20 protein-coding genes and 1 pseudogene are annotated in these 26,643 nt (G+C 66.0%); 7 read left to right on the top strand and 14 right to left on the bottom strand.

The features are described 5' to 3' along the window. Nucleotides 1-26: 26 nt before the first annotated feature. On the bottom strand, nucleotides 27-5,318 hold the full coding sequence (locus CBM2586_RS26740) for a trifunctional serine/threonine-protein kinase/ATP-binding protein/sensor histidine kinase (RefSeq protein WP_240988102.1): 5,292 nt from the start codon (nucleotides 5,316-5,318) through the stop codon (nucleotides 27-29). Between the two features lie 492 nt (nucleotides 5,319-5,810). On the opposite strand from CBM2586_RS26740, the gene CBM2586_RS26745 reads away from it, so the two are divergent. Further along, nucleotides 5,811-6,680: a Bug family tripartite tricarboxylate transporter substrate binding protein gene (locus CBM2586_RS26745; RefSeq protein ID WP_240988035.1), complete on the top strand. Its 870-nt coding sequence runs from the start codon at nucleotides 5,811-5,813 to the stop codon at nucleotides 6,678-6,680. 128 nt (nucleotides 6,681-6,808) lie between these two features. Here CBM2586_RS26745 and CBM2586_RS26750 read toward each other — a convergent pair whose 3' ends face one another. Further along, entirely contained in the window at nucleotides 6,809-7,726 is a 918-nt protein-coding gene (locus CBM2586_RS26750; protein ID WP_115690847.1) for a LysR family transcriptional regulator, read from the bottom strand. A gap of 137 nt (nucleotides 7,727-7,863) precedes the next feature. Here CBM2586_RS26750 and CBM2586_RS26755 point away from each other — a divergent pair, with 137 nt between their 5' ends. Further along, complete coding sequence (locus CBM2586_RS26755) at nucleotides 7,864-8,628, top strand: SDR family NAD(P)-dependent oxidoreductase (RefSeq protein WP_115666295.1); 765 nt, start codon at nucleotides 7,864-7,866, stop codon at nucleotides 8,626-8,628. 176 nt (nucleotides 8,629-8,804) lie between these two features. Here CBM2586_RS26755 and CBM2586_RS26760 read toward each other — a convergent pair whose 3' ends face one another. The 4 genes from CBM2586_RS26760 to CBM2586_RS26775 all read right to left on the bottom strand — a co-directional run bounded on the left by CBM2586_RS26760 (nucleotide 8,805) and on the right by CBM2586_RS26775 (nucleotide 13,266). Further along, nucleotides 8,805-9,131 carry a helix-turn-helix transcriptional regulator gene (locus CBM2586_RS26760; RefSeq protein ID WP_115690849.1) on the bottom strand — a complete coding sequence of 109 codons (327 nt, stop codon included), beginning with the start codon at nucleotides 9,129-9,131 and terminating at the stop codon, nucleotides 8,805-8,807. A gap of 214 nt (nucleotides 9,132-9,345) precedes the next feature. Further along, on the bottom strand, nucleotides 9,346-10,848 hold the full coding sequence (locus CBM2586_RS26765; RefSeq protein ID WP_115666293.1) for a tripartite tricarboxylate transporter permease: 1,503 nt from the start codon (nucleotides 10,846-10,848) through the stop codon (nucleotides 9,346-9,348). Between the two features lie 13 nt (nucleotides 10,849-10,861). Then, nucleotides 10,862-11,323, bottom strand: a complete 462-nt coding sequence (locus CBM2586_RS26770; protein ID WP_025585326.1) for a tripartite tricarboxylate transporter TctB family protein — start codon at nucleotides 11,321-11,323, stop codon at nucleotides 10,862-10,864. A 452-nt stretch (nucleotides 11,324-11,775) separates the two neighbouring features. Continuing rightward, complete coding sequence (locus tag CBM2586_RS26775) at nucleotides 11,776-13,266, bottom strand: MATE family efflux transporter (RefSeq protein WP_115690852.1); 1,491 nt, start codon at nucleotides 13,264-13,266, stop codon at nucleotides 11,776-11,778. A gap of 217 nt (nucleotides 13,267-13,483) precedes the next feature. On the opposite strand from CBM2586_RS26775, the gene CBM2586_RS26780 reads away from it, so the two are divergent. Then, complete coding sequence (locus CBM2586_RS26780; protein ID WP_306418359.1) at nucleotides 13,484-13,663, top strand: hypothetical protein; 180 nt, start codon at nucleotides 13,484-13,486, stop codon at nucleotides 13,661-13,663. A 152-nt stretch (nucleotides 13,664-13,815) separates the two neighbouring features. After that, nucleotides 13,816-15,243: an NAD-dependent succinate-semialdehyde dehydrogenase gene (locus CBM2586_RS26785; RefSeq protein WP_115690854.1), complete on the top strand. Its 1,428-nt coding sequence runs from the start codon at nucleotides 13,816-13,818 to the stop codon at nucleotides 15,241-15,243. 66 nt (nucleotides 15,244-15,309) lie between these two features. Here the strand turns inward: CBM2586_RS26785 and CBM2586_RS26790 are convergent, their stop codons facing one another. From CBM2586_RS26790 to CBM2586_RS26815, 6 genes are all read right to left on the bottom strand, one after another. After that, nucleotides 15,310-15,705 (bottom strand): cytochrome C oxidase subunit IV family protein, encoded by a 396-nt coding sequence (locus CBM2586_RS26790; RefSeq protein WP_115666290.1) that lies wholly within the window; start codon nucleotides 15,703-15,705, stop codon nucleotides 15,310-15,312. Between the two features lie 8 nt (nucleotides 15,706-15,713). Continuing rightward, the gene (locus CBM2586_RS26795; protein WP_115666289.1) at nucleotides 15,714-16,430 is read right to left on the bottom strand and encodes a heme-copper oxidase subunit III family protein; all 717 of its coding nucleotides are present in this window, start codon (nucleotides 16,428-16,430) and stop codon (nucleotides 15,714-15,716) included. Nucleotides 16,431-16,453: 23 nt separating this feature from the next. Further along, on the bottom strand, nucleotides 16,454-17,101 hold the full coding sequence (locus tag CBM2586_RS26800) for a bb3-type cytochrome oxidase subunit III (protein ID WP_115690856.1): 648 nt from the start codon (nucleotides 17,099-17,101) through the stop codon (nucleotides 16,454-16,456). Further along, a complete protein-coding gene (ctaD, locus tag CBM2586_RS26805; protein WP_115666287.1) occupies nucleotides 17,098-18,855 on the bottom strand; it encodes a cytochrome c oxidase subunit I in 1,758 nt (585 codons plus the stop codon). The genes CBM2586_RS26800 and ctaD overlap by 4 nt, the downstream gene beginning before the upstream one ends. Before the next feature lie 10 nt (nucleotides 18,856-18,865). Continuing rightward, nucleotides 18,866-20,224: a cytochrome c oxidase subunit II gene (locus tag CBM2586_RS26810; protein WP_115690858.1), complete on the bottom strand. Its 1,359-nt coding sequence runs from the start codon at nucleotides 20,222-20,224 to the stop codon at nucleotides 18,866-18,868. Between the two features lie 215 nt (nucleotides 20,225-20,439). Then, nucleotides 20,440-20,943 carry a hypothetical protein gene (locus CBM2586_RS26815; protein WP_115666285.1) on the bottom strand — a complete coding sequence of 168 codons (504 nt, stop codon included), beginning with the start codon at nucleotides 20,941-20,943 and terminating at the stop codon, nucleotides 20,440-20,442. 281 nt (nucleotides 20,944-21,224) lie between these two features. Here CBM2586_RS26815 and CBM2586_RS26820 point away from each other — a divergent pair, with 281 nt between their 5' ends. The 3 genes and pseudogenes from CBM2586_RS26820 to CBM2586_RS26830 all read left to right on the top strand — a co-directional run. Then, nucleotides 21,225-21,404 carry a hypothetical protein gene (locus tag CBM2586_RS26820; protein ID WP_041228702.1) on the top strand — a complete coding sequence of 60 codons (180 nt, stop codon included), beginning with the start codon at nucleotides 21,225-21,227 and terminating at the stop codon, nucleotides 21,402-21,404. Between the two features lie 41 nt (nucleotides 21,405-21,445). Further along, nucleotides 21,446-21,610 carry a hypothetical protein gene (locus CBM2586_RS26825; RefSeq protein WP_172583391.1) on the top strand — a complete coding sequence of 55 codons (165 nt, stop codon included), beginning with the start codon at nucleotides 21,446-21,448 and terminating at the stop codon, nucleotides 21,608-21,610. Between the two features lie 119 nt (nucleotides 21,611-21,729). Continuing rightward, nucleotides 21,730-22,069 (top strand): annotated as a pseudogene (locus CBM2586_RS26830) (Fic family protein); the annotation flags it as partial. Between the two features lie 181 nt (nucleotides 22,070-22,250). Here the strand turns inward: CBM2586_RS26830 and CBM2586_RS26835 are convergent. Together CBM2586_RS26835 and CBM2586_RS26840 are read right to left on the bottom strand one after the other, a co-directional pair. Beyond that, the gene (locus CBM2586_RS26835) at nucleotides 22,251-22,448 is read right to left on the bottom strand and encodes a rubredoxin (RefSeq protein ID WP_018008339.1); all 198 of its coding nucleotides are present in this window, start codon (nucleotides 22,446-22,448) and stop codon (nucleotides 22,251-22,253) included. A 106-nt stretch (nucleotides 22,449-22,554) separates the two neighbouring features. After that, complete coding sequence (locus CBM2586_RS26840) at nucleotides 22,555-26,511, bottom strand: DUF748 domain-containing protein (RefSeq protein ID WP_115690860.1); 3,957 nt, start codon at nucleotides 26,509-26,511, stop codon at nucleotides 22,555-22,557. Nucleotides 26,512-26,643: the final 132 nt, after the last annotated feature.

The following is a 26,643-nucleotide window of genomic DNA, read 5'->3' on the forward strand; positions in this document are numbered from 1 at the left end:
AGCGAGTGGCCCGGATTGGCATTTCTTCACGAAGACCAGACCTGGCAACCCTCTTCGGACGCAGTTTCGGCGGCCATCAAAGCGAAACCGAATACCGCGCCCCGCGGCCGGTTCGGCCAGGCGTGCAGACGCCCGCCATGCGCCTCGATGATCGAGCGACAGATCGACAGACCCATGCCCAAACCTTCGGCCTTGGTCGTGTAGAAGGGCTGGAAAACCTGCTCCGTATCGCCAGGCAGGCCGACACCGACGTCGTGCACCGTGACCACTACCTCACGCGTCGGGCTGACCGCGGTGCGGACCATGAGTTCGCGTGAATGCTCGAGGATTTCCCGCATGGCCTCAACGGCATTCATAACGAGATTCAGCAACACTTGCTGGAGTTGGATCTTATCGGCACACACCAAGGGCAGCGAAGGCACGAGTTCGGTTTTCAGGTTGACTTGGGTGCGCTCCAGTTCGCTGGCAAAGAGCGGCAGCGTCTCGGTGATCATTTCGTTAAGATTGATCCGCTGCGCTTGAGGCCCGGTCTTGCGCAACATCGAACGCATGCCCGCAATAACGCTGCCAGCACGTGCCCCTTGTTCGACAATGGCACCCAACGCTGCAACCGCCTGCTCGACCTCCGGTTGCTTGCGATCGAGCCACCGTAGCGCGGCGCGTGCCTCAATGGTCAATGCCGCAATGGGCTGGCTCACCTCATGGGCGATTGACGCGGTAAGCGCATTAAGTGTCATCACACGGCTTGCGTGAGCCAGCTCCGCCTGCGCCTGGCGCAGCGATTCATCCGTGCGTCGGCGATGCTCGGAAAGCCGACTGTTCTCAATAGCACTGGCCGCCTGGAACGCCAGCAGCTTGATCACTTCGATCCGTGCCGGAACGAACACGCCTGGCGCAAGCGCGTTTTCAAGATAAAGCACTCCGGCCATACGGCCTTGATTTAGCAGCGGCAGGCACAGCATCGAACGTGCCCGGCGTTGGCAAACAAAAGGATCAGCGGAAAAGGCTCCGTTGGCGCAGCCATCGTTTATCACCACGTGCTCGCGCGAATCCAGCACCTGCTCGATCATCGCCATCGGCATATCGGCCGCGTCGAGCGGGCGCACCGACAATGTCACCATGACCGTTTCATCACGAACGGCAGCCTCGGCTTCCACGCGGTGCTCAGCGCCTTCGGGCAAGATGAGCAGCCCGCGCGTCGCGCCGGCCTGCTCGATCGCAGTCCGGATCAGCGTTGCCAGCAGCCGCTCCAGCCCGGTCTCGCCAGAAATCGCATCCGAGATCGCGATGACCGTGGCCAGGTCCAGATGCTGGAGCGGCGCGCCAATCGTGCCCATCGACGACGTTGAGGCAAGGGTGGCGCCCGCTTCGGCGGCCAGCGCGGGATATTGCATGTCGAGCTGCCAGACCTTGGCGTCTGCACCCCAACGCGTGTAACCGTGACGCGCCTGACGCAAGTACACCATTGCTACGTTATCCAGTTGCCGATCCAGATAAAAGCGCGCCGCCAGCTCGTTTGCCAGGGCCTGCATGTGGATGAGGTCGCCCTCGCGTGCCAGGGCGATAGCCGACTCATACCCGCGCATCGCGTCGATGTCGCGTCCTTCGAGCCGGGCAATCTCCGCCTGGACCAGCGTGGCCCGGTGCGCAAACGTCGCCGGACATCGCCGTGCCCATTGCGCCAACTGCCAGTGGTGCCCGGCCAGGGCGGGAAGGTGGCCTGCGAGTTCGCCTTCGACGGCGGGATTGCAGCACGCCGCGCGTGCCAGGGCGGCGTAAAAATGGTATTCCGCCTGCTCGAAATAGGCTGGCGAGGTCCACAGAAGTGGGTGCGCCTGCGCCGCCGCATCCAACGCCTCAGCGGGGGCACCAGCCAGGTAGCGTGCCTGAAGCTTGCGTATCCAGTACCAGCATGACACCAGAAGCATCCCCACGTCGCCGCGCAACCGGTCTTCGAACGATGCTTCGCTGAAATCCTTGGCGTCGAAGCGGCCGAAGACCGGCGTCAATCCGCGCAGCGTGCGTACGAGCTGGCGCTGGGGCGCAAGGCGGTCCGCTAACAGCGTGAATCGCGGCCCCCATACGAACACGCTGCCCGAGTCGGCATCCCGCTGAACAGTGCCGAGCGGATCGCCGATCGCCAGCGCGTGCGTCATCAGGCTGCTCCGGATGTACGCGGCATAGGTGAGGTCGCCAATTTGCTGTGTCAACTCCAGCGCCTGACGTAGCAGGCCGCGCGCGACCCGCAGCGGCTTGGACCAGTGCAGAAGATTCCCGCCGACGACTTGATATACGCGTGCGCGTATACGATCCATGCCTCGCCGTTCCGCAACCTCTACCGACAGACGCTCAAATGCGACGCCGGCCGACTCGCCGGTTGGCGCGGCCACTTGCAGCATCGCCACCCATGCATAGGCCAAGGCAGATTCGTCGCTGTTGCCATGCGACACGCTCAGGTTGACCATGCGCAGTATCACAAGCCTGCGCAAATGATCGTCGGTGTACCAGGCCGGCTGCACGAGGGCAACCAGCACGCGCATCGTGGCGAGCGCGCCAGCATCCGTCATCGGGGGCAGCGAGGCCAGTTCGGCGATCTCGCGGTCGCCAAGTTGACGGGCAAACAGCGCCTCCTCGTGCTCCAATGCGGTGGCGTTCGGATGCGATGCCCATTCGACCCCGGCACGCTGCAGGTAAGCAAGGCCTACCGTGACTGCTTCGGCACGGCGCCCGCCGGTCATCAGCAAACCGAGCTGGAGCTGCGTGAGGAGTGCCAGCGCGGTGATCGACGAAGTGCGCGCTGCCAGTGCTGCCAACCGATGCTCGGCGCGCGCCGACTTCCCGGTGAGAAACTCGCATTCGGCCATGTGCAGTGTCAATTCGAAGGCGAGGGCCTCGTGCCGGGAAAAGCCGTGATCGCCCAGCAGTGCAAGCCCGATCGACAGATAGTGCAGCGCCGCGGTGTTGGCGCATGCGGACTTGGCGCGCAGGGCAGCGGCCAGGTTTAGTTCCGCGAGCCTGTCGCGCTCGTCCTGCCCCACGATGTTGTCGGTCGCGCGGTTCAATTGCCCGACTATGGTAAAGACGTTGGCGTCAAGCTCGTCGGACGGCGTGCGCTCAAGCAGCAGTCGGCCAACACGCAGATGGAACGCCTGCCGCGTTGGCTCGGCGATGCGCGAATAGGCCGCTTCGAGGATGCGATCGTGAGAGAAGCGCAGCACGTTCTCCCTGCACGAAACCAGCCCCGTTCGCTCGGCCTCCCGGACCGCGGGCTCCAGTTCATCGGCGTCACCGGTCCAACCGCGCGCCAAGGTGTCGACCGTGGTGTCGTTGCCAAGGCAGGCGAGCAGGGCCAGTGTCGATCGGGTACTGGCTGGCAGCCGGTCGATCCGTCTAACCATCAGCGATACCACGTTGTCGGTCAGCGCCTTGGCTGCGATCTGCCCGAGATCCCAGGTCCAGCGTGCCGCGCCGTGATCGAAGTGCAGCAGCCCCTCCTCGGATAATTCACTGATGAACCGCGTGGCGAAAAATGCGTTGCCAGCCGTCTTCTCCATCACCAGTCGCGCAAGCGGTGTCGCCGTTTCGGTATCGCAGTGGAGCGCGTCGGCGACGAGTTGCCGCAGGTCAGATTCGTCGAGGCAGCCCAGCTCGACCTGGGTCACTGCGGCGCCATCCGCGCGTAACGCATCGGCGCATTGCATCACGCCCTGGTCGTCCCCGACCTCGTGACTGCGATAGGCGCAGACCACCAGCAGGTCTGCTGTGCCCGGATCAGTGAGCATCTGGTGCAGCAGCGTGACGCTTTCGTCGTCGAGCCACTGGATGTCGTCGAGGCACAGCGTCAGCGGTCGCGCGGTTCTCGCAAGGGCTGCCACGAGGTTGCGCAACGCGAGCTGCACTTGGGCCCCCGTTTCGCGCGATGGCGTGTCGCGCATCCACGGTACCGGACCAAGCAGCGTCCTCAGTTCGGGCAGCAATGGCGCAAGCGCACCGGCGTTCGGCCCCAGCGCCTCCGCGATGACAGTGCGCCAAGGGGCCATGTCGGCCGCGTGATCTGCCAGTCCGAGCCGCAACAAGCCGCTCACTGCTCTGGTAAGCGCTGCATAGGGCAGCCGTATGCCCGCATCGACAGCTGCGTCGGTCGCTACGTCCACCGGCGCATCGGAATTGCCGGCGGCATGGACCCCGCCGCGCCCGGCAACCGCCCCACCAAACATCCGCAGGAGCGACGTCTTGCCTACGCCAGAGTGGCCGGAGACCATCACGATCTCGCTGCGTCCCGTGCATGCCACGCGCTCGTAAGCTGCAAGCAAGGTCGCCATGGCAAACTCGCGGCCATAGAGACGGTCGGGTATTACCCATGCACCCGAAAGGTCGCGCTGCCCCAGCGCGAATGCTGCAATCTGCCCATGCGCCAACAATGCCCGGCGGCAGTGCTGCAGATCGCGCACCAGCCCTGCCGCTGTCTGATAACGCTCCTCGGGAGCTTTCGCCAGGAGCTTCATGACAAGCGCCGACAGCATCGCAGGTACAGCCGGGTTACGCTCTGCGGGCGGGCACGGCGTGCGGGCAAGGTGTGCATGGATCCAGTCCAGCGGGTCGCTGGCGACGAAGGGCAGCACACCAGTAAGCAGCTGGTAGAAGGTCACGCCTAGTGCGTACAGGTCGCTTCGCGCGTCGATGGCGCGATTCATCCGGCCTGTCTGTTCTGGCGACATATAGGCCAGCGTGCCGGCGATCTCACTAATATCCGCACGCGGTTGGGCGCTGCGCTGCACTCGCGACGCCATGCCGAAGCCTAGCAACCAGACCTGGCGCCGGTCCGGAGAAACGAGGACATGGGCAGGCTTCAAATCCTTGTGGACCAGGCCGCGCTGATGGAGATGGCTGACCGCCATGGTCACGGCCACGGCAATGTCGAGAAACGTCGCTGGGTCAATCGGCCCACCCACCAGTTGGGCGAGTGGCTCGCCTCCCGGATCGTCGAGCAGAAGCACTGCCGTATCGCGCTCGCACAACAGGCTTAACGGGCGGGCGGCCCAAGTTGCATCGAGGTCGTCACGAAGCGCGTATTCGTGAGCCAGCCTGTCAAGCGCGGCCGGCGTGCAGTGCTTGCCGGCAGGCCAGACACCGAGCACAGGCACCTTGCGACCATCGTCCTGCATCAGCCAGCCGCGGCCAAACCGGCGGTCGCCTGCCTCCCATGTGGAATCAAAGCCTGAGCGCACTCCCGCCTGCGGGAAAAACATGGAAAGCACCGTTATCGGGAACAAATGTGCGGAAAAAAGCGGCTTGCAGGCGCAGCCGGGAGGCGACATCTTACCAAATCGGCCCCTGTCAACACATAGTCGATAGTCGCTGATGACGGCCGGGTTGGGTGAACGCATGTCCGCCTTTGGCAGGCGGCGCAATGTGCACTTGAATACGTCTACTGGTCCAACGTCCTGAAAAGCTCGCAGGCTTTTGCTGTCACGAAGACGGGTGGCAAAGGCAGCAGCGTGCGAGTCGACTGCTGCGCGTATGGCCCGACCGCTAGAATCTGCAAAATAGTCCAGGTTTTTTTAATTGTGCAAAACACTTGCAGAGAAATTAGGGGACTCGAAGCTCCCGCGCCCGTAGAACGAAACTCGACATGGATGATGGATCGAGCCAGGCCGAAGCGTGCGCCCATGGTGCGAAGCGCGACTGTGCTTGGCAGCTGGCTGTTGCTGGGAGGAATGATGACCTCCGTTCAGCCAGCGTTGGCGGCTTACCCAGATCAACCAGTCACCATCGTCGTACCTTATCCTCCGGGGGGGCCGGCGGATCTTATGGCGCGCCCACTCAGCGACGGCCTGCAAAAGGCCCTGGCAGTGCCTGTGGTGCTTCAATACAAGCCCGGTGCAGGCGGACAAATCGCCTTGCGACACACACAGCGCGCCAAGAACGATGGCTATACGCTCGTGCTGGCTCTTGCCGCCTACGCGATCGGACCACTAGTGAGTAAGTCGGCGGGCTATGACCCCGTCAGCGACTTCCAACCAGTTTCCCTCATAGCAAGGCAACCGTTGGTTCTCTATGTGGGAGCAACTTCAAGAATCACGTCTGTATCCGACCTTGTCCTCCGGGCGAAGTCCCATCCGGTTACCGTGGCCTCGGCTGGATACGGAAATACGAGCCATCTCGCCATAGAGTTGCTCTCCCAATCTGCCTCGGTTCGACTGACACATGTTCCGTACCACGGCGGCGTCCCGGCGGTCATGGCGGCGATCAGCGGTGATGTGGACGCAGTCTTCGCTGGCGCCGATAGCCTCAGACACATCAGGTCCGGGAAGTTGCGGGCACTGGCGGTTGCGAATGACATGCGTCTGTCGATAGCGCCCGACACGCCCACCTTTGCAGAGGCTGGCTTGCCAAACATGTTGGTCAGCGGCTGGTATGGTGTTTTGGCCCCCAAGGGGACCGCGAAGGAGAGAATCGGGAAACTTGATCTAGCGGTGAAGCAGGTCCTTTCCGAGCTGACGAAGAGCGAGGTACTCTCGGGTTACGGTTTCAAAGTCGTGCACGCGGGCCCTACGGATTTCCAGGCGTTTATTCAGCAGGAGCTTGCGCGTTGGAGCAGGCTGATCGCTGACCGCAATCTCGTTGCGGATGAGACAGAGGGTGGAAAAGTAGGCGTCGCCGGCAATGTTCCACGATAAAGAAGTCCCGCCCGCGGCGGACCAAAGAATACTGTTTCCTTCGGCGGATGCTGGACCGACATCTAGCCACGTGGCTGCGCAGGCTATGGCAAAGAACGCGTCTGCTGCGGCTCAACCCCGCCAACGCTTTACCTGGGCCATCGCCATGACGGCTCGGAGAGATGCTCGCCAAAATAGTCGGACAGCGCAGCGACCTTCGCGGGACGGGCGCGCGCCGATGGCGTGACAAAGTAAAGGCCGCCCTTCGTCAGCGACCAGTCGGTGAGGATCGTTTCGAGGCGGCCATCGGCCAAATATTCACTAGCGATGAATTCGGGTAGCTCGGCTATTGCGAGGCCGTCGAGCAACGTGGGCAGCAGCGCATCCGAATTCGTCACGCGCAACGGGCCGGTCGGCATAACCGACTCCTCCTCGCCCACAGCGTTTGTGAAGCGCCACACATCGCTGCGCGCGCGGTACGCATATGAGAGGCACGGCCGGTCCGCCAGTTCGCGCGGATGGGCGGGCCGCCCTTCGCGCTCCAGATACGCCGGCGACGCCACCACGAATTGGGTGACCGCGCACAGCCGTCGCGCGACCAGCGACGAATCCGGCAGCGCGGCAATGCGCAGTGCGGCGTCATACCCATCGGCAACCAGATCGACCGACGCATCCGAAAGATGCATGTCGATCGACACCTCCGGGTACGCGCGAAAAAAGCCGGGCAGCAGCGGCGCGACCCAGCGCAGCCCGAACGACATCGGCACGGCCAGGCGCACCAGTCCGCGAGGCTGCACTGACATCTCGCGCGCCGCGCTTTCTGCTTCTTCAGCCTGACGGTAGATCTCTCCAGCCTTCTCACAGATCGTACGACCGAACTCGGTAAGCGAGAGCTCGCGCGATGTGCGGTTGAAAAGCCGAGCGCCCAGCCGTTCTTCCAGACGAGCGACACCACGCGAGACCGTGGCCACCGACACCCCCACCGCGCGCCCCGCGGCCGAGAACGATCCTTCCTCGGCGACCTTCGCGAACATCGCAAGTCCTTCGAAATCAGGAAGTTTCGCCATTGCGCCTCATCTTTTCATTTTTGCAACGTTAGATTTCAATCAATTCTATTTCGAAAAGCCCGGCGCGTCGATATTCTGCTCACACCGCAGCACGCAACATCACAGTCATTCACCTGCCGAACGAAAGGAGAAACGCCATGGCACGCAAGCTCGACAACAAGATTGCACTGGTTACTGGCGCGACCAGCGGCATCGGCCTCGCTACTGCGCAGCGCTTCGCCGCAGAAGGCGCGCACGTCTACCTCACCGGCCGCCGTCAGGCAGAACTTGATGCCGCGGTGAAGAGCATCCGCGAAGCAGGCGGCAGCGCGACGGGGGTACGTGTCGATTCCACAAAGCTGGGTGAGCTCGACACGCTGTATGCGCAGATCAAGGAAGAACAGGGGCATCTCGACGTGCTGTTCGCGAACGCTGGCGGCGGTTCGATGCTGCCGCTTGGCACCATCACCGAAGAACACTATGACGACACCTTCGATCGCAATGTGAAGGGCGTGCTCTTCACGGTGCAAAAAGCGCTGCCGCTGCTCGCCCAGGGCGCGTCGGTGATTCTGACTGGTTCAACCGCAGGCAGCGCGGGCACGGCTGCATTCAGTGTTTATTCGGCCTCGAAAGCCGCGGTGCGCGCCTTCGTACGCAGCTGGATTCTCGATCTCAAGGATCGCCGCGTCCGCGTGAACACAATCAGCCCGGGCGCAACGCGCACACCCGGCCTCCTCGACCTCGCCGGTGACGATGCCGCCCAACGCCAGGGCCTCGCCGATTACCTGGCTGCCCAGATCCCGATGGGGCGCCTCGGCGAACCCGGCGAGATCGCGAGCGCCGCGTTGTTTCTCGCCTCGGAGGACGCGAGCTTTGTGAACGGCATCGAGTTGTTCGTCGACGGCGGCCAGCAGCAGGTCTAAGCGTAGACCGCGCGCGGGTGCGATCTTCGACGATCGGGCCCGCGCCCGCGTTCACGCGCGTTTGAACCCAAACACCCCAATGCAAAGCGCGAGTGGCCGTGACGGGTCGGCAGTTGCTTCTGGCGTCAGCGCACGTAGGCTGACACCGGGGTTCAATCCTTTAAACCTCTCATATTTCAAGCCTCGGCATCGCGCCGCACCAGCGCTTTGCCGGCCGGCTCCAGCTCCGCCTTCAGCACGGCCAGGTGCGAGATATACGCCTCCAGCTCCGCCCGCCCCTGCGCGGTGATGCAATACACGCGGCCACTGCCTTCCACCAGCTCGGCGGTAATCGCGCGCGCCATCATCAGGCTGCGCAGGATCGGCCGCAGCGAGCGGATGTTCTTGTCGATGCCACGCTCGCGCAGGCGGTCGACCAGGCTGAGCACCGTCGATGGGCTGGACTGGACCAGCTTGAGCACATAGATGCGTGAGAAAAACCGGTCAAGGGTAGGCGGTTTCATGGGCGCTGTCGGCGCACCCGATGGTGCGGGAATCCTGATCATCATGCGCAGCCCATGACTGCTGCCGCAGTCGGGCACGCTCCGGGAATAAGGGGGGGGCGGACGCGCGGCGCGTCCGCGAAAGAAAACGGGGTGCGCGAAGGCACCCCGAATGCTTGCATTGCGTACGCCGGTCGCGGTCAAGGCGCCGGCGCCATTCCGGGGCGCGCGAGCGCTAGTCTTCCTGGAACGCTTCCTCGCGCTTGGCCTTGATCGACGGCAGTGCCACCACCGCCACCAGCGCGGCGGCCGCGATCAGCAGGCCGACCGACAGCGGACGCGTCACGAACACAGTGAAGTCCCCGCGCGACAGCAGCAGCGTGCGGCGGAAGTTCTCTTCCATCATCGGCCCCAGCACGAAGCCGAGCAGCAGCGGCGCGGGTTCGCACTTCAGCTTCAGGAACAGGTAGCCGATCACGCCGAAGCCGGCGGCCATGAACACGTCGAAGGTCTGGTTGTTGACCGAGTACACGCCGATGCCGCAGAACACCAGGATCGCCGGGTACAGGAAGCGGTACGGCACGGTCAGCAGCTTCACCCAGATGCCGATCATCGGCAGGTTCAGGATGATCAGCATCAGGTTGCCGATCCACATCGAGGCGATCAGGCCCCAGAACAGCGACGGGTTGCTGGTCATGACCTGCGGGCCGGGCTGGATGTTGTGGATGGTCATCGCGCCCACCATCAGCGCCATCACCGCGTTGGGCGGGATGCCCAGCGTCAGCAGCGGGATGAACGAGGTCTGCGCCGCGGCGTTGTTGGCCGACTCCGGACCGGCCACGCCTTCGATCGCGCCCTTGCCGAATTCATGCGCGTTCCTGGACGTCTTCTTTTCCAGCGAGTACGCCGCGAACGAGGCCAGCGAGGCGCCGCCGCCGGGCAGGATGCCCAGCGCCGAGCCCAGCGCGGTGCCGCGCAGCACCGCCGGGATCATGCGCCTGAAGTCTTCCTTGGTCGGGAACAGGTTGGTGACCTTGTTGGTGAAGGTCTCGCGGGCTTCCTTCTGCTCCAGGTTGGCGATGATCTCGGCAAAGCCGAACATGCCCATCGCCAGCGCGACGAAGTCGATGCCGTCGGTCAGCTCCGGCACGTCGAACGAGAAGCGCGCCGCGCCCGAGTTGACGTCGGTGCCGATCAGGCCCAGCAGCAGGCCCAGCACGATCATCGCGATGGCCTTGGGCAGCGAGCCCGAGGCCAGCACAACCGCGCCGATCAGGCCGAGCACCATCAGCGAGAAGTATTCGGCCGGGCCGAACTTGAAGGCGATCTCCGACAGCGGCGTGGCGAAGGCGGCCAGGATCAGCGTGGCGACGCAGCCGGCGAAGAACGAGCCCAGGCCGGCGGTGGCCAGCGCCACCCCCGCGCGGCCGCGCCGCGCCATCTGGTAGCCGTCGATGGTGGTCACCACCGACGACGATTCACCCGGCAGGTTCACCAGGATGGCGGTGGTCGAGCCGCCGTACTGGGCGCCGTAGTAGATGCCGGCCAGCATGATCAGCGCGGCCACCGGCGGCAGCGTGTAGGTGATCGGCAGCAGCATGGCGATGGTGGCCAGCGGCCCCAGGCCCGGCAGCACGCCGATCAGGGTGCCCAGCACGCAGCCCAGGAAGGCATAGGCCAGGTTCTGCAGCGACAACGCGGTGGAAAAGCCCAGCGCAAGGTGTTCAAACAATTCCATGATGCGGCACTCCTTAACCGGTGATAAAGGCCGGCCACACCGGCATCTGCAGGTTGATGCCGTACACGAACGCGCCCAGGCTGATCAGCACCAGCACCACCGCGTTGAGCAGCGCGCCCTTCCAGCTGAACTCGTGGCTGGCCATCGACGACACCAGCACCAGCACGAACACCGACAGCACCATGCCCAGCGGCTTGAGCAGCAGGCCGAACAGCACCACCGAGCCGAGGATCCACAGCAACGTCTTCAGGTCCCAGCGCGCCAGGTGGTCCTGTTCGCCCTTGGGCGACAGCGAGGTCAGCAGCACCACCGCCCCCAGCACCGCGAGCACCAGGCCCAGCAGGAATGGAAAATATCCGGGTCCCATCTTGGCGGCCGTTCCCATGGAATAGCCGCGAGCGACCCAGGAAAAGCCCAGCCCGACCAGAATGAACATCAGGCCGGAGGCAAAGTCCTTTTGGCTGCGTATGCGCAAAGCGATTCTCCTCAAAGTTCACGAAATGCCGTGCCGGGGGCGCACTGGCTCGGGCGCGCCGACGCATGCAGGACGGCATGCTCCCCGACGGTTGACCCGAACCTTAGAGACGTGATCTTTCAGGTGCCTTTCATTTGTCCGCTTTTAGGGGTATTTACCAATAACCCCTTGAAACAAGGCAAAAACTGGCCACCTGACCCGAGCAAATACATCACAACGTGATGTATTTTCATGTTCAGGAACAAAGGTGGAAAACGGACAGGGAAGGTCAGGCCAACAAGACGGCGCGCGCACTTGCATCCAGGCAAGGCGCGGCCGCAAAGACGCGCACCGCTGCCGTGCCAGGCAGCCCACGCGTACGCTGGAGGGAGAGCCAGCGATGCCACGATGCCACATCGATCTTTCGAATGGCTTTCAATGCAAAGCCTTCCACGCGCGGGCCTTCGATGCCATCAGCGCGCGGCTTCGGTCGCGGGTGTGGCGGCGCCGGCCGGCTCGACGACCTCGCCGGCGTCTTCGCAGGGCGTGCCCATGCCGGTATCGGGCGCCTGCCCGACGGCCTGCGCCTGCTGCGGCGCGACCGGCAGGATCTGGCTGCGGCGCCAGTTGCCGAAGCGGTAGTAGCCGATCGCCAGCGCCAGCGACACCATCGAGCCGAGCGGGAAGCTCCACCAGATCGCGTCGGGGCCGAGGCGCGGGCCCAGCGCCCAGGCGAACGGCAGCCGGATCACCCACATCGACAGGAACAGGATCGCCAGCGGCGCCATCACCGCGCCGGTGGCGCGCACCGTGCCGAAGATGACGATGGTGAAGCCAAACAGGATGAACGACCACAGCACCACCACGTTGATATGCTGGGCGATGCCGATGGCGACGCCGTCGGTGCCGAGGAACAGGCCCAGCGAGTAGCGGTTGAACAGGTAGATCAGCGCCACCAGCGCGCCGGTCATGGCCACGTTGAACAGCAGCCCCATGCGCGTGATGCGCGCCACGCGCTGCCACAGTCCGGCGCCGACGTTCTGCGCCACCATCGACGATACGCTCGCGCCCACCGCCAGCGCGGGCATCTGCACATAGGTCCACAGCTGCGACGCCACGCCGTAGGCGGCGGTGGTCTGCGAGCCATGGGCGTTGACCAGCGCCATCATGACGATGGCGGACGAGGAGATCATCACCATCTGCAGGCCCATCGGCAGACCCTTGACCACCAGCGCGCGCAGGATCGCCGGGTCCGGCACCAGCAGCGCCAGCTGGCCGCGGCGCAGCAGCAGGAAATGCCGGCGCCGGTACAGCAGCGCCATCATCGCCGCCAGGCTTGCCAGCTGGGCGATCAGCGTGGCCAGTGCCGAGCCGGCGATGCCCATGGCCGGGACCGGGCCCATGCCGAAGATCAGCACCGGGTTGAGCACCACGTCCAGCACCACCGACAGCAGCATGAACCAGAACGGCGTGCGCGAATCGCCGGCGCCGCGCAGCGTCATCATCACGAAGTTGTAGAAGTACATGAACGGCAGCGCCAGGAAGATGATGCGCAGGTAGGCCACCGCCAGCGGCGCGGCATCGGGCGGGGTCCGCATCGCCGCGAGGATGTCGGGGGTGTAGAAGTAGCCCAGCGCCGACGCCAGCACCGACATCGCCACGAAGAAGGTGGTGCTGGTGCCGACCACCCGGCGCGCCTCGTCCAGGTCGCGCGCGCCGACGGCCTGGCCGATCATGATGGTGTTGGCCATGCTGATGCCGAACACCACGCCCAGCAGGAAGAACAGGAGGATGTTGGCGTTGGAGGTGGCGGTCAGCGCGGCCTCGCCGAGGAAGCGCCCGACCCAGACCGAATTGATCGAGGCGTTCAGCGACTGCAGTATGTTGCTGCCGAGCACCGGCAGCGAGAACAGCAGCAGGGTGCGGCCGATCGGGCCGGTGGTCAGTCTGGCGTCGGGCTTCATAAGGCGTCGCGCGGCGGAAATCCGCCCAGTCTATGCCTGCCCGCGGGGCGCTTCAAGCACGCCCGGCTGCGCATCGTCGCGCTTTTTACCTGAAAGACTTCTTTCGCGGCGACCCCAAACTCCGCACGGGATTCCCAGGACTGTCGCGGCTGGCGGCGGCGGTGGTGCCGGGGGTGGCGATCTGCGGCATGCACTACACCGGCAGTCGGCCGGCACCATGATCTGCAGCAGTCCGACCTACGCGCCCAGCCTGTTTGCGATCGAAGGCGACAGCATCGGCCATGCGGTGTTCGGGCTGAGCCTGATCACGCAGCCGGTGCTTCTGGTGGTGGAAGACACCACTACCAGCGCCGTGGCCGCGACTGCCGCATTGGCAAGCACGCGCGATCCGGCCTGAGCGGGGAACGGACTAACGGACCAACGGACTAGCGGCACCGCGGGACGCGCCGGTCCCCGCACATTTTTTCTTGGGGGGTGCGACCGGGCGCGGTGCATGATCGCGGCGGGCGGGTTAAGCTTGCGCTTTTACCGCCCACGAGGAGAACACCCATGTACCAGGATCTCGCCCTCTATATCGACGGGGAATTCATCAAGGGAGGCGACCGGCGCGAGCAGGAGGTCATCAACCCGGCCACGCAGGAAGTGCTGGGCCAGCTGCCGCACGCCACGCGCGCCGACCTGGACCGCGCGCTGGCCGCCGCGCAGCGCGCCTTCGAAACCTGGAAGAAGACCTCGCCGCTGGAGCGCGGCAAGATCCTGCGCCGCGTCGGCGAGCTCGCGCGCGAGCGCGCCCGCGACATCGGCCGCAATATCACGCTGGACCAGGGCAAGCCGCTGGCCGAGGCGGTCGGCGAGATCATGGTCTGCGCCGAGCACGCCGAGTGGCACGCCGAGGAATGCCGCCGCATCTACGGCCGCGTGATCCCGCCGCGCCAGCCCAATGTGCGCCAACTGGTGGTGCGCGAACCGATCGGCGTCTGCGCCGCGTTCACGCCGTGGAACTTCCCCTTCAACCAGGCCATCCGCAAGATCGTCGCCGCGGTGGGCGCGGGCTGCACCTTGATCCTGAAAGGGCCCGAGGACTCGCCCAGCGCGGTGGTGGCGCTGGCGCAGCTGTTCCACGATGCCGGCCTGCCTCCGGGCGTGCTCAACATCGTCTGGGGCGTGCCGGCCGAGGTCTCGACCTACCTGATCGAATCGCCGATCGTGCGCAAGATCTCGTTCACGGGCTCGGTGCCGGTGGGCAAGCAGCTGGCGGCGCTGGCCGGCGCGCACATGAAGCGCGTGACCATGGAGCTGGGCGGCCATTCGCCGGTGCTGGTGTTCGACGATGCCGACATCGACCCGGCCGCCGAGATGCTGGCGCGCTTCAAGCTGCGCAACGCCGGCCAGGTGTGCGTGTCGCCCACGCGCTTCTACGTCCAGGAGAAGGCCTATGACCGCTTCCTGGCGCGCTTCACCGAGGTGATCGGCTCGATCAAGGTCGGCAACGGACTGGAAGACGGCACGCAGATGGGCCCGCTGGCGCACGAGCGCCGCGTGCTGTCGATGGAACAGTTCCTGGACGATGCCAGCCAGCGCGGCGGCAAGGTGGTGGCGGGCGGTTCGCGCCTGGGTGTCAAGGGCTACTTCTTCGCGCCGACCGTGGTCACCGACCTGCCCGACGACGCGCGCCTGATGACCGACGAGCCCTTCGGCCCCGTGGCGCCGGTGACGCGCTTCAAGGACACCGCCGAGGTGCTGCGTCGCGCCAACAGCCTGCCCTTCGGCCTGGCCTCGTATGTGTTCACCAATTCGCTGAAGACCGCCACGGAAGTGTCCAACGGCCTCGAAGCCGGCATGGTCAACATCAACCACTTCGGCATGGCGCTGGCCGAAACCCCGTTCGGCGGCATCAAGGACTCGGGCATCGGCAGCGAAGGCGGCATGGAGACCTTCGACGGTTACCTGGTGACCAAGTTCATCACCCAGGTCTGAGCGCCCGGCGCGGCGCCAGGCGGCCTGCCGCCGGCGCCCTCCCCGGGGCCGGCGGCGCCTTCCCCGTCAGCGGAAGAAGATGCCGCGCGTCAGGAACGTATGATTCGCTTCTTCCGCCATCAGCCAGACCAGCACCAGCAGGCACAGCGGCGGGATCAGGATGGCGCAGATCAGCGCCATGCGCTCCCATGCCATGTGCATGAACACCGCCACGATCAGCCCGGCCTTCAGCCCCATGAACAGCAGGATCAGGGTCCAGCGCAGATAGCCGGTGAAGTGGAAGTAGTCGACCAGGTACGACAGCGTCGACAGCACGAACAGCAGCAGCCAGATCTTCAGGTACAGCCCGATCGGGTGCTCCTGCCCGTGGTGCGCCGCATGCCCGGCCTCGGCGCCGGAGCCGTGCGGCGTGCCATGCGGGGGCGTTGCGGGCGCCGCGGGAGTTGCCGGATTCGATGCCATGGCCACCCTCACCAGAGATAGAACAGCGCAAAGATGAACACCCACACCAGGTCGACGAAGTGCCAGTACAGTCCGGCGATCTCGACGATCTGGTAGTTGCCGGTGGCCTCGTAGCGCCCGCGCAGCACGCGCGTGGCCACCACCACCAGGTAGATCACGCCGCATGACACGTGCAGGCCGTGGAAGCCCGTGATCATGAAGAAGGTCGAGCCGAACTGCGCCGCCCCCATCGGGTTGCCCCACGGGCGCACGCCCTCGTCGACGATCAGCTTGGTCCATTCGAAGGCCTGCATGCCGACGAACAGCACGCCGAACACCGCGGTGACGAACATCAGCGTCGCGCATTCGCGGCGCGCGCGGCGGTAGGCGAAGTTGACCGCCATCGCCATGGTGCCGCTGCTGGTGATCAGCACGAAGGTCATGATCGCGATCAGCAGCAGCGGGATGTCGGCGCCGCCCACATGCAGGGCGAACACCTCGCTCGGGTTGGGCCACGGCACCGTGGTCGACATGCGCACGGTCATGTAGCCGGTCAGGAAGCAGCTGAAGACGAAGGTGTCGGACAGCAGGAAGATCCACATCATCGCCTTGCCCCACGACACCTTGAAGGCCTGCTGGTCCGACGACCAGTCGGCCAGCAGGCCGCGCACGCCGCCGACCGGTGGTGCGGGCGGCGCGGGCGCCACGCCGGGGCTTGCCGAGGGTGAAGACAGTTGCGTGGACATGCCGGTCCTCCTTGCCGCCGGCGCTAGGCCGTGCCGCAGATGTAGCGCACCAGTTCGGGCGTGAGCCATCCCAGCGCCGCCAGCAGCACCGCCCACACCGCCAGCAGGAAATGCCAGTAGCGCGCGCACAGCCGCAGGCGCAGCACCGCGGCCTCGCCACTGCCGCGCGCCGACATGGCAAAGCACCAGCCCGCCAGGCCGCCGAGCACGTGCAGGCCGTGCATCGCGGTCAGCAGGTAGAAGAAGCTGCCGGCCGGATTGCCGGCCGGCATCACCTGCATCGCACCCAGCGCCTGCCACGCCCACAGCTGCGAGGCGACGAAAGCGGCCGCCCCCAGCCCGCCCAGGCGCAACGCGCGCCGGGCCGTGGCCATCTGGCCCCGCCCCGCCGCGCGCGAAGCCACCGCCATCGCCACGCTGCCCGCCGCCAGCAGCGCAGTCGACAGCCATACCTGCCACGGCAGCGCGATGCGGTGCCAGTCCGGACTGTCCATGCGCAGCGCATAGGCCATCAGGAACAGCGCGAACAGCGACGTGACCACGCCCATGAACACCCACAGGCCGATGCTGGCCGGCGCGCGGCGTTGCGGGTGGCGGTTGGCGGCATTCTCGCCGGACTGGTTGCCGCCGAAGTCGTCGCGGCTGACCTTGTACAGGGCTTCGGCGTTCATGCGACGGCTCCGCGGCTGGCATGCGGTTCAGGCTCGGCCCCGCCCTGCTCCGGCGGCGCGTTCTGCGCGATAAAGTCCTCACGCGCGCCCGGCACGCTGTAGGCGTAGGCCCAGCGGTACACCACCGGCAGGTGCGGGCCCCAGTTGCCGTGCGCCGGTGGCGTCTGCGGCGTCTGCCATTCCAGCGAGGCCGCGCGCCAGGGGTTGCCGTCGGCCTTGCGCCCGTGCCGCAGGCTCCAGAACAGGTTGAAGACAAAGAGCAGCTGCGCCGTGGCGACGACGAAAGCGGCCACCGAGATATACATGTTCATCACATGCGCCGATTCCGGGATAAAGGCATAGTTCTCCCAGGCGTAGTAGCGCCGCGGCATGCCCAGCACGCCCAGGTAGTGCATCGGGAAGAAGATCGCATAGGTGCCGACGAAGGTCACCCAGAAATGGATGCGGCCCAGGCTGTCGTCCAGCATCCGCCCCGTCACCTTGGGATACCAGTGGTAGAGGCCGCCGAACACCACCAGGATCGGCGACACGCCCATCACCATGTGGAAGTGCGCCACCACGAAGTAGGTGTTCGACAGCGGGATATCCACGCTGACATTGCCCAGGAACAGCCCGGTCAGCCCGCCGATGATAAAGGTGCTGATAAAGGCGATGGCGAACAGCATCGGCACGGTGAAATGGATATCGCCGCGCCATAGCGTGATGACCCAGTTGTAGACCTTGATCGCGGTGGGAATGGCGATGATCAGCGTGGTGGTGGCAAAGAAGAAGCCGAAATACGGGTTCATGCCGCTGACAAACATGTGGTGCGCCCACACCACCACCGACAGCACGCCGATCGCCAGGATCGCCCAGACCATGGTGCGGTAGCCAAAGATACTCTTGCGCGAATGCACGCTGATCAGGTCCGAGACGATGCCGAAGGCCGGCAGTGCGACGATATAGACCTCGGGGTGGCCGAAGAACCAGAACAGGTGCTGGAACAGCAGCGGGCTGCCGCCCTTGTACTGCAGCTGCTGGCCCATCGACACCATCGCCGGCATGAAGAAGCTGGTGCCCATGGTCTTGTCGAGCAGCATCATCACCGCCGACACGAACAGCGCCGGGAACGCCAGCAGCGCCAGGATGGTCGCCATGAAGATGCCCCATACCGACAGCGGCATGCGCAGCAGCGTCATGCCTTCGGTGCGCGCCTGCAGTACGGTGGTGACGTAGTTGAGCCCGCCCATCGTCGCCGCGACGATAAAGATCGCCAGCGACACCAGCATCAGGATGATGCCCCAGTCATGCCCCGGCGTCCCGGCCAGGATCGCCTGCGGCGGATACAGCGTCCAGCCCGCGCCGGTCGGCCCGCCCGGCACGAAGAAGCTGGACAGCAGCACGATCACCGACAGCAGGTAGACCCAGAAGCTCAGCATGTTGAGGAACGGGAACACCATGTCGCGCGCCCCCACCATCAGCGGGATCAGGTAGTTGCCGAAGCCGCCCAGGAACAGCGCGGTCAGCAGGTAGATCACCATGATCATGCCGTGCATGGTGACGAACTGGTAGTAGCGGTTGGCGTCGATGAACTCGAAGCGGCCGGGGAAACCCAGCTGCATGCGCATCAGGTTGGACAGCGCCACGCCCACGAGGCCCACCACGATCGCCACGATGGTGTACTGGACGGCGATGACCTTGTGGTCCTGGCTCCAGACATAGCGCGTCCAAAAACTCTGCGGCGCGTGATGGGCAGCGTCATCGGCATAAGCCATGCAGGTCTCCTTACTGGCGCGGCGGCGCGGGCGCCGCCGAGGGCGGCACGGCTACGGCGGTCGAAGTCGTGTACGTACCGGATGCGGCGCCAGGGGTGGCGGCAGGCGCTGCCGACCCCGCGGCTGCCGTGGTGGCGGCGCTGGTCGCGGCGGCCGGACCCGCGGGCACGTCCGCGGGGGCTACCGGCGCAACCGTGCCCGCCTCGGCGGCGCCGCTGCCGGCCGATTTGATATACGCGGTCAGCGCCGCGATTTCGTCCTCGCTCAGCGGCAGCTTCGGCATCACCGGCCCGAAGCCCTTGACCAGCCGCGCATGCGGGTCGGCAATTTCCTTGTGCAGGAAGGCCTCGTCCACCCTGGCGCTGCTGCCGTCGGCAAAGGTCTCGGTCTTGCCGTACAGGCCCTTCCAGGTCGGCCCCACGCCCGGATTGCCGTCAATGCTGTGGCAGCCCACGCAGCCCTTGCTCTGCGCCAGCGCGCGGCCCTTCTCAACGGTGCCGGCATCGCCAGCCGCGCCAGGCGCGGCGGCGGCCATGGCAGCCGGCGGCGCCGCTGCCTTCGCCAGCGTCATGGCAAAGGTCTGCTGCTTTGCCAGCCACGCCTCGAACGCGGCCGGTTCTTCCACCACCACCGTGCCGCGCATGTTGTAATGTCCGACGCCGCATAGCTGCGCGCACAGGATGTCGAAGCGCCCCGCCTGCGTGGGCGTGAACCAGAACGACGTCACCATGCCCGGCACCATGTTCATGCGCGCGCGGAACGGTGGCACGTAGAAGTCATGCAGCACGTCCTTGGAGCGCAGCAGCACCTTGACCGGCTGGTTCAATGGCAGGTGCACTTCCGGGCCGACGATGACGATGTTGTCGAGCCCGCGTGGATCGTCCGGATCCAGCCCGAGCGGATTCGCGCCGGTAACGAAGCGCGCGTCGGAAGCGCCCAGCTGCCCGCTTTTGCCAGGGAAGCGGAAGGCCCACGACCATTGCTGCCCGACCACTTCCATCACCATCGCTTCGCGCGGCGGGCGCACGTAGTCGGCGTAGACGAACAGGCCCGGCGCCAGCAGCAGGATCACGCCCAGCGTGGTGCCGCCGATCAGCCACAGTTCAAGCCTGCTGTTTTCGGGGTGGTAGGACGCACGGTGGCCGGTGCCGCCATTGGGATGCGGCGCATCATGGCGGAAGCGCCAGACGATGTAGCCGACGAACAGGTTGATGCCGATAAAGAAGATGCCGGTGATGACGAGGGTAATGGTCAGCGTGTCGTCCATCTGTTTCCAGTTGGACGCCAGCGGCGTTGCCCACCACGGGCTCAGGAAATGGAAGAGCACCGACGCGGCAACCATGACGACGAGTGCGATGGCCATCGCCATATCCACCCTCCTCCTCGCGCGCGGCGAGGGATGCGCAAGTCACGCAGGTAGAGATAAGACTAGTGCATGCCGTCAGGTCACTGCAAGGCGACACGCCGGAGCATTGGTGCCGCACTGCACAAGCGTTGCGGCGCAAAGAAAAAGCGGCGGCGGGAACGCGTGGTTCCCCCCGCCGCAGCGCTATGGGGCCGGCGTTTGTACAGGCCGGCGCCAGCTCAGTGCGAAACGTCCTTGCTTTCCAGCTTCCAGTAGCATGCCGCCGCCGCGATGCCGAAGATCAGGTGGCCGACGAAGGTATGCCAGCCGCGCACCTCGACAAACCATGGGAACGCCCGTGTCATCACATAGAAGTTGAAGACGTAGACCAGCGCCCCGAACACCGCGCCCGCCAGCATGGCCAGGCCCAGGCTGGAATCGAGCGTGAACGGCGCCAGGATCGCCGCCAGGATCATGCCCAGCACGGCGCCCAGCACAAAGTGGATCACCAGTGCCGCGGCCACGGTGCCGACGCTGAACAGCGAGGTCTGCAGCACCTCGGGCCCCATCACGATCGCCGCGATCATGCGCGTGGCCACCCACGGGTTGACGCCGGATACCATCGACGACCAGAACAGTTCCAGCACCAGCAGCAACGCGCCCGCCGCCAGCCCCGACACCGCTGCCGCGGTCCAGTCCGGCAGTCGTCGCACGTAGTGGTGCGATTGCATGTGAAGTTCCATAGCCACCTCCGTCTCTCGTCGGCGGGGCATCGCACGAAAGGGGAAACACGCCCCGCGTCTCTGCTCAGCATAGGACACGCGTTCAGCGCTTCGACACGGCCAGCCGAAAAAAGGCTCCGACTGCGTACTTCGCGCAACGGCCCTGTCGGTGCGAGTGCGGCGGCCAGTACCTGCGCGCGCAGGCCCAAGCGGCGCATCGGGGACAATCCCGATGCGCACACCGTTCATACGGCACACACTGCCTATACTGGACTCACAAAAGAGAGAGACAGGAGACCGCCATGCACTTCACCGCGCATGATCTTGTATTCCTGATTCCGATGGCCCTGGTAGGCGTGATCGCCATGGGCTCGATACCGGTGACCGCAAAGTTCCTGCGCATCAGTTGCCGCACCATGGGCGCGCTGATCGGCGCACTGGTCGCGGTGCTGGTGCTGGAGGCATTACCGCTGCTGATCTGACTCCCGCCGGAGTCTGATCCACGCGTAGTGGGAGGGCCCCTATGTCGATCGGCCTGATTGCCGCCATGATGGCGGCCTTGCTGTGCCTTACCGTATTCTGGGCGCTGTGGCGCTGCAGCCATCCGCACAGGATGCGGTATCGGCGCTGCCTGGCGCAGCGTCAGCGCGCGGGGTTGTGCCGGCACATGCCGCGCAGGCAGGGCTGAACACTGCTACGCGGTCGGCGTGCGCAGCGCCGCCAGCGGCGCGTGCACGGCGTCCCCCCACACGTTCCATCAACGAGTAGCGCGCCACATAATGGCGGAAGAGCGCAAGGAAAGAGGACCGCGTCGAATTGCTGCGCGATGTCTTCGTTTGGGCCTGCGAGCGCTCCACCCAGGAGTACGTGGACATCAAGCAGGATCTGGCGGAACCCGATCCGCTCCGCGTTGCCTGGCGTGATGTGATCAAACAAGCAATACGGGATGTCGTGCTTCACCCGGATCAGCTAGCCGTTATTCGGCAGGTCGTCATCGCAAAAGTGCCCGCGGCCGACCGTGACAACGTGCGCGCTGATCATAGAAGAGCTCCGACGGCTGCATGAGGACGTATTGGCCCGCAACGGATTGCGCCCCTCGGAACTCGCAGCCTGGAAAGCACCCCAGCTGGCCGCGCCTTCCAACTGATTACACGGAGCCGATGACGGCGATGATCTTCGTGCCGTGCAAGGACGGCATCATCCACAACGAGATCGACGCCAGGCCCGGACATCCCGAGGCGGTCGCCAATGTGCTGCTTGCGGCGATGGTGGCCCAGGTGCAGGGCGGAGCCCTCCGGAATAAAACCAACAGGGAAGTGCCTGCGGCGTTACAGCTCGATCATCGCGAATTCGCCCTTGCCGACGTCGCATTCCGGGCAGCGCCAGTCATCGGGAATGTCCTCCCAGCGCGTGCCGGGGGCGATGCCGTCTTCCGGCCAGCCCTGCTCTTCGTCGTACACCCAGCCGCAGATCACGCACACCCACGTCTTGTAGGCGACGGCGGCTTCCATTGGCTCCTGCTGCAAAATTCACTCCCGATTCGGCGATGGAACGGATTGTCCGGGCCGAATCATACCGGTTTTCCAGGCAGGGGCCGCGGCGGCGCCGCGCGGTGCGGCGCCGCCACCCGCGCTAGCCGCGGATGGAAAAGTCGACGCGGTTGGGCGTGCCCTTGTCCTTGATGCCATCGGCGCTGAGCTTGGGCGCGGTCAGGAACAGCCGGCTTTCGGGCACTTTGCCTTCGCGTTCGAGCGACTGCTTGACCACCAGCGCGCGCTGCTCGGCCAGGCGCTTCAGGTCGGCCTCGGTGACGGTGGCGTTGGCCATCAGCAGCTTTTCCATTTCCTCGGGCGGCAGGGTCTTGGCAAAGCCAACGAAGTTGCGCGGCTTCTTCATCGCGGTGCGCTTGTAGACCTGTTCCAGGTACTTGGGATACTCGGCCTTCGTGACCTTGAGCTCGGCGCCCTGCTCGCCGGCCTCGTCTTCGCCGGCCTGGCCACCCGACTGCGCGTTGTCGCGCTGGTCGCGCCGCTTCTGCTCGGCCACGCGCGCATCCAGCCACGCGCGGCGCGCGCCGGCCTCGTCGGTGGCGGGATCGATGCGGCCGCTGATTTCCAGCCGCAGCGAAGGCCGGTCATTGAGCGCCTGGCCCAGCTTGGCGATCTTGTCCTTCGCCGCCGGGGTCAGCGTGGCGGTGCCGGGCGCAAACTCGACATAGCCCAGTTCCTCGCCGCCGCCGCCAAAGGCCGAGGCGAGCAGCGAGAACGGCGAGGTGATCGCCTTGGTCAGCAGGTTGACGATCACGCGCACGATCACGCCGCCGATGCTGAACTCAGGATCCGACAGCGAGCCCGACACCGGCAGGTTCACATCGATCACGCCATTGCGGTCCTTGAGCAGCGACACCGCCAGCAGCACCGGCAGCTTGGTCGCGTCCGGGCTGTCGACGCGCTCGCCGAAGGTCAGCTGGTCGAGGAACAGGTGGTTGCGCGCATCGAGCTTGCCGTTCTCGATCTTGTAGGCGACGTCGACGGTCAGCTTGCCTTTGGTAATGGGATAGCCGGCGTACTTGGCGGCATAGGGCGTGAGCCGGGTCAACTCGACGCCCGCGGCCTTGGCGGCGATGTCGAGGAACAGCTGCTCGCCCAGCGGATTGAGCTTGCCGCTGATATTGACCGGCGCGTCGTCGTCGATGCGGCCGTCCAGCACCAGGTCGGCCGGGGTGGGATCGCCCGATGACACCTTGGACACCGAGCCCTTCATGCCGGTCAGGTTGGCGGTGTAGTTGGGCTTGACGAAGAAGTCCGAGAAATTGATGTTGCCCTTGTCGACCGAGACCCCGCCGATGCGGATCTGCGGCTTGGGCCCGCCCGGCTTCTGCTCGACCTGGGCCGTGCGCGTGTCGCCCGCCTGCACCGGCGGCGCGGCCGGCGCCGAGGCCGGGTTGGCCTGGGTCAGGCTGGTGGACGGCGCGGCCTCGCCCTTCTCCGCGCCGCCGGCCAGCACGTCCTGCAGGTTCAGGCGGCCGTTGGCGTTCAGGATCACGCGGGCGTAGAAGTCTGACAGCGCGATATTGCCCAGGCTGACGCGCATCGGCCCCTTGCTCTCGTCCATCGCGAAATCGATGCCCGACACCGCCAGCGAGCGCCAGCGCAGGAAGTCGTCGCCGCTGACGCGGTCCACCGTGCGCACGTTGCCGGTCTGCACATTGCCGTTGAAATGGGCGGCGAGCGGCTTGCCGGCTGGCGCATCGACATTGAGCCGGCCCTTGACCGTGAGCGTGCCGCTGCGCAGCGCGGCGTTGAAGCGGTCAGCCAGGTAAGGCTGCAACGGACTTACGTCGACCTGGCGCAGGTCCAGCTGCAGCCGGCTGGCCGGCAGCGCCGGCAACACCGTGCCATCGATCCCGATCACGCCACGGCGGCCGGATTCGGCATGCAGCCTGACCGGCACCGCCGCAGCAGTCAGCGGCCAGGCCACCGCGCCGGTGCTCAGGCCGACATTGCGGAACTGGTGGATCACCGGGCGGCCACGGTTGGCCTCGGCCGGCTGGTAGTCCGCGAGACGGGCGCTGCCGTCCTCCACCACGATCTTGCCGATATTGGCCTTCCAGCCGCCGCCGGCGGCAGCGGCGTTGGCGCCGGCCGGCGCGGTGCGTCGCGGCGCACCGCGCGCCTGCTGCGCGGATTCGCTCGCCCACAGCCGCGCCATCTCGAGCAATTCGCCGCGATGGTCGCGCGTGGCGGCGATCTGCGGCTGCGCCAGCGTAACCTGGCTGGTGGCGAAGGTCTGCTTGGCGAGGTCGAACTGGATCTCGTCCAGCACCAGCTTCTGCGCCTGCAAAAGCGGCAGCGCGGCACCGTCGCGGTCGCCGGTGCGGTCACGCATCCGGCGGCCGGCGCCCTGCGCTTGGTCCGCGGCTCGCGCATCGGCGTCGCTGGCGCGCGATGCAGCGGCCGGCATCGCCACGGGGTCGCGCGTGGCGAGGTACAGCGGCGCCAGCTCCAGCCGCGATTTTTCCAGCACGAACTGGAACTGCGGCGTGCCCCACGTCATGCGGTAATGCAGTTCCGCGTTGACCGCGGTGGTGCCGAACTGGCTGCGCAGCTCGCGCGGCCACCAGGCGGCAAAGCCCTGCGGCCGCAAGCCGGTGGTTTCCAGCGTGCCGGCCATCGAGCCGTCGCGCAGCAGCAGGTCGCCGGTGTGGTGCAGGGTCTGGCCGTCGGCCACGGTCAGCGTGGCCTCGACGCGCACGGGCTGGTCGCCTTCGGCGCCGGCAAAGCCCTTGACCTCGGCATCGAGCGGCCCGAGCGCGAGCTTGCCCGGACCCGATGGCGCCAGCGCATCGTCAAACCCGAGCTTGGCCTGCCTGACCACGATGCGGTCGATCGCATAGCGCCAGGGCTGGTCCTTGGGCGTCGGACCGGCCGGCGCGGCTTGCGCGGAAGAAGCGGAAGGCGGCGCGGCAGGCGCAGACGCTGCCGGCGCCGGCGCCGGGGCCACGCCGTCGGTGGACTTGCTTTGCGCCTGCGGCAGGAACGCCGTCGCCAGGTTCAGCGTGCCATCGGCGCGCCGCACCGCCTGCAAGCCCAGCCCTTCGATCTCCACGCTGCGCAACCGGGCCCGGTGCGCCAGCGGCTCGAGCCGGGTGATATCCAGCGCCAGCCGGGCACTTTTCGCCAGCGGCTGGCCCGCCCGCGTGCGGATATCCGCCTCGCGCAGCGCGGCGGTGCCCATCACCACCATCTCCTGCGTATCCTGCTGCTGGCGGAACGCCACGGTCAGGCGCGTATCGAGCTTGCCCGACTTGACCTCGGCATCGCGCAACGGCGGCGCAAACGCCATCATCCGCGCCACCTCGAGCCCGTCCAGGTTGATGTTGAGCCGGGTCTGGCGCGAATCGGCGAAAGGCAGGACCTCGCCGTCCAGCGCCAGCGGCGTGCCGTTGACCTGCGCGCTCAGCGTGGGCCGGGTCACGATCTCGACGTCGTGCGGCAGGTTGGACAGGAACGGCAGCGTCAGCGTCAGGTTGTCGACGCGCAGGGTGGTATCGAGCAGCTTGTCGTCATAGCGCAGGCTGCTGCCGGTCACCGCGATGTTGTTCACCGAGAAGCGCGCCGGCTGGGCATCGGCCGGCTTCGGCGGCAGCGCCGCGAACTTCTCCTGCACATCGGCGAAGCTCATGCGGCCGTCGGCGCCGCGCACCACGTGCACGGCCAGGCGGTCGACATGGAGGTTGTCCACCACCGGCGCCAGGTGCCAGACCGAGGCCAGAGAGGTATTGGCCTGGGCCTCGCCCAGCGTCAGCGCCGGGGTCTTGCCATCGCGCTCGTAGATGGTCAGGTCGGTCAGCGTGGCTGCCAGTTCGAACGGGCGCACATGGGCCCGCCCCAGCGTGACCTTGCGCCCGAGCGCCTCGGTCGCGTTCTTTTCGACCAGGTACTTGATCAGCGGCGGGCCGCCGAAATACCCCGCCAGCCCGAACACCGCGAGCGCCGCCGCCACGCCGCCCGCGATACGCACGGCCAGCCGGCCGCGCGGCGTGGCAGCCGCAGTGGCTGCCAGCTGGATGGATTGCTTGAATGCCATGACGTTCCAGAAAACCTGACCCCGCTCTCCGGCGTTGCACGCTTCTTTGTGCCCCGGATTTCACATTTTCCGACATTATGGCAACGGTTTCGGACAAAGCAAAGACATCGGATAAGGCACCGCTTTCGAGCT

Origin of the sequence: Cupriavidus taiwanensis, assembly GCF_900250115.1 — a bacterium.
Classification (GTDB): domain Bacteria; phylum Pseudomonadota; class Gammaproteobacteria; order Burkholderiales; family Burkholderiaceae; genus Cupriavidus; species Cupriavidus taiwanensis_B.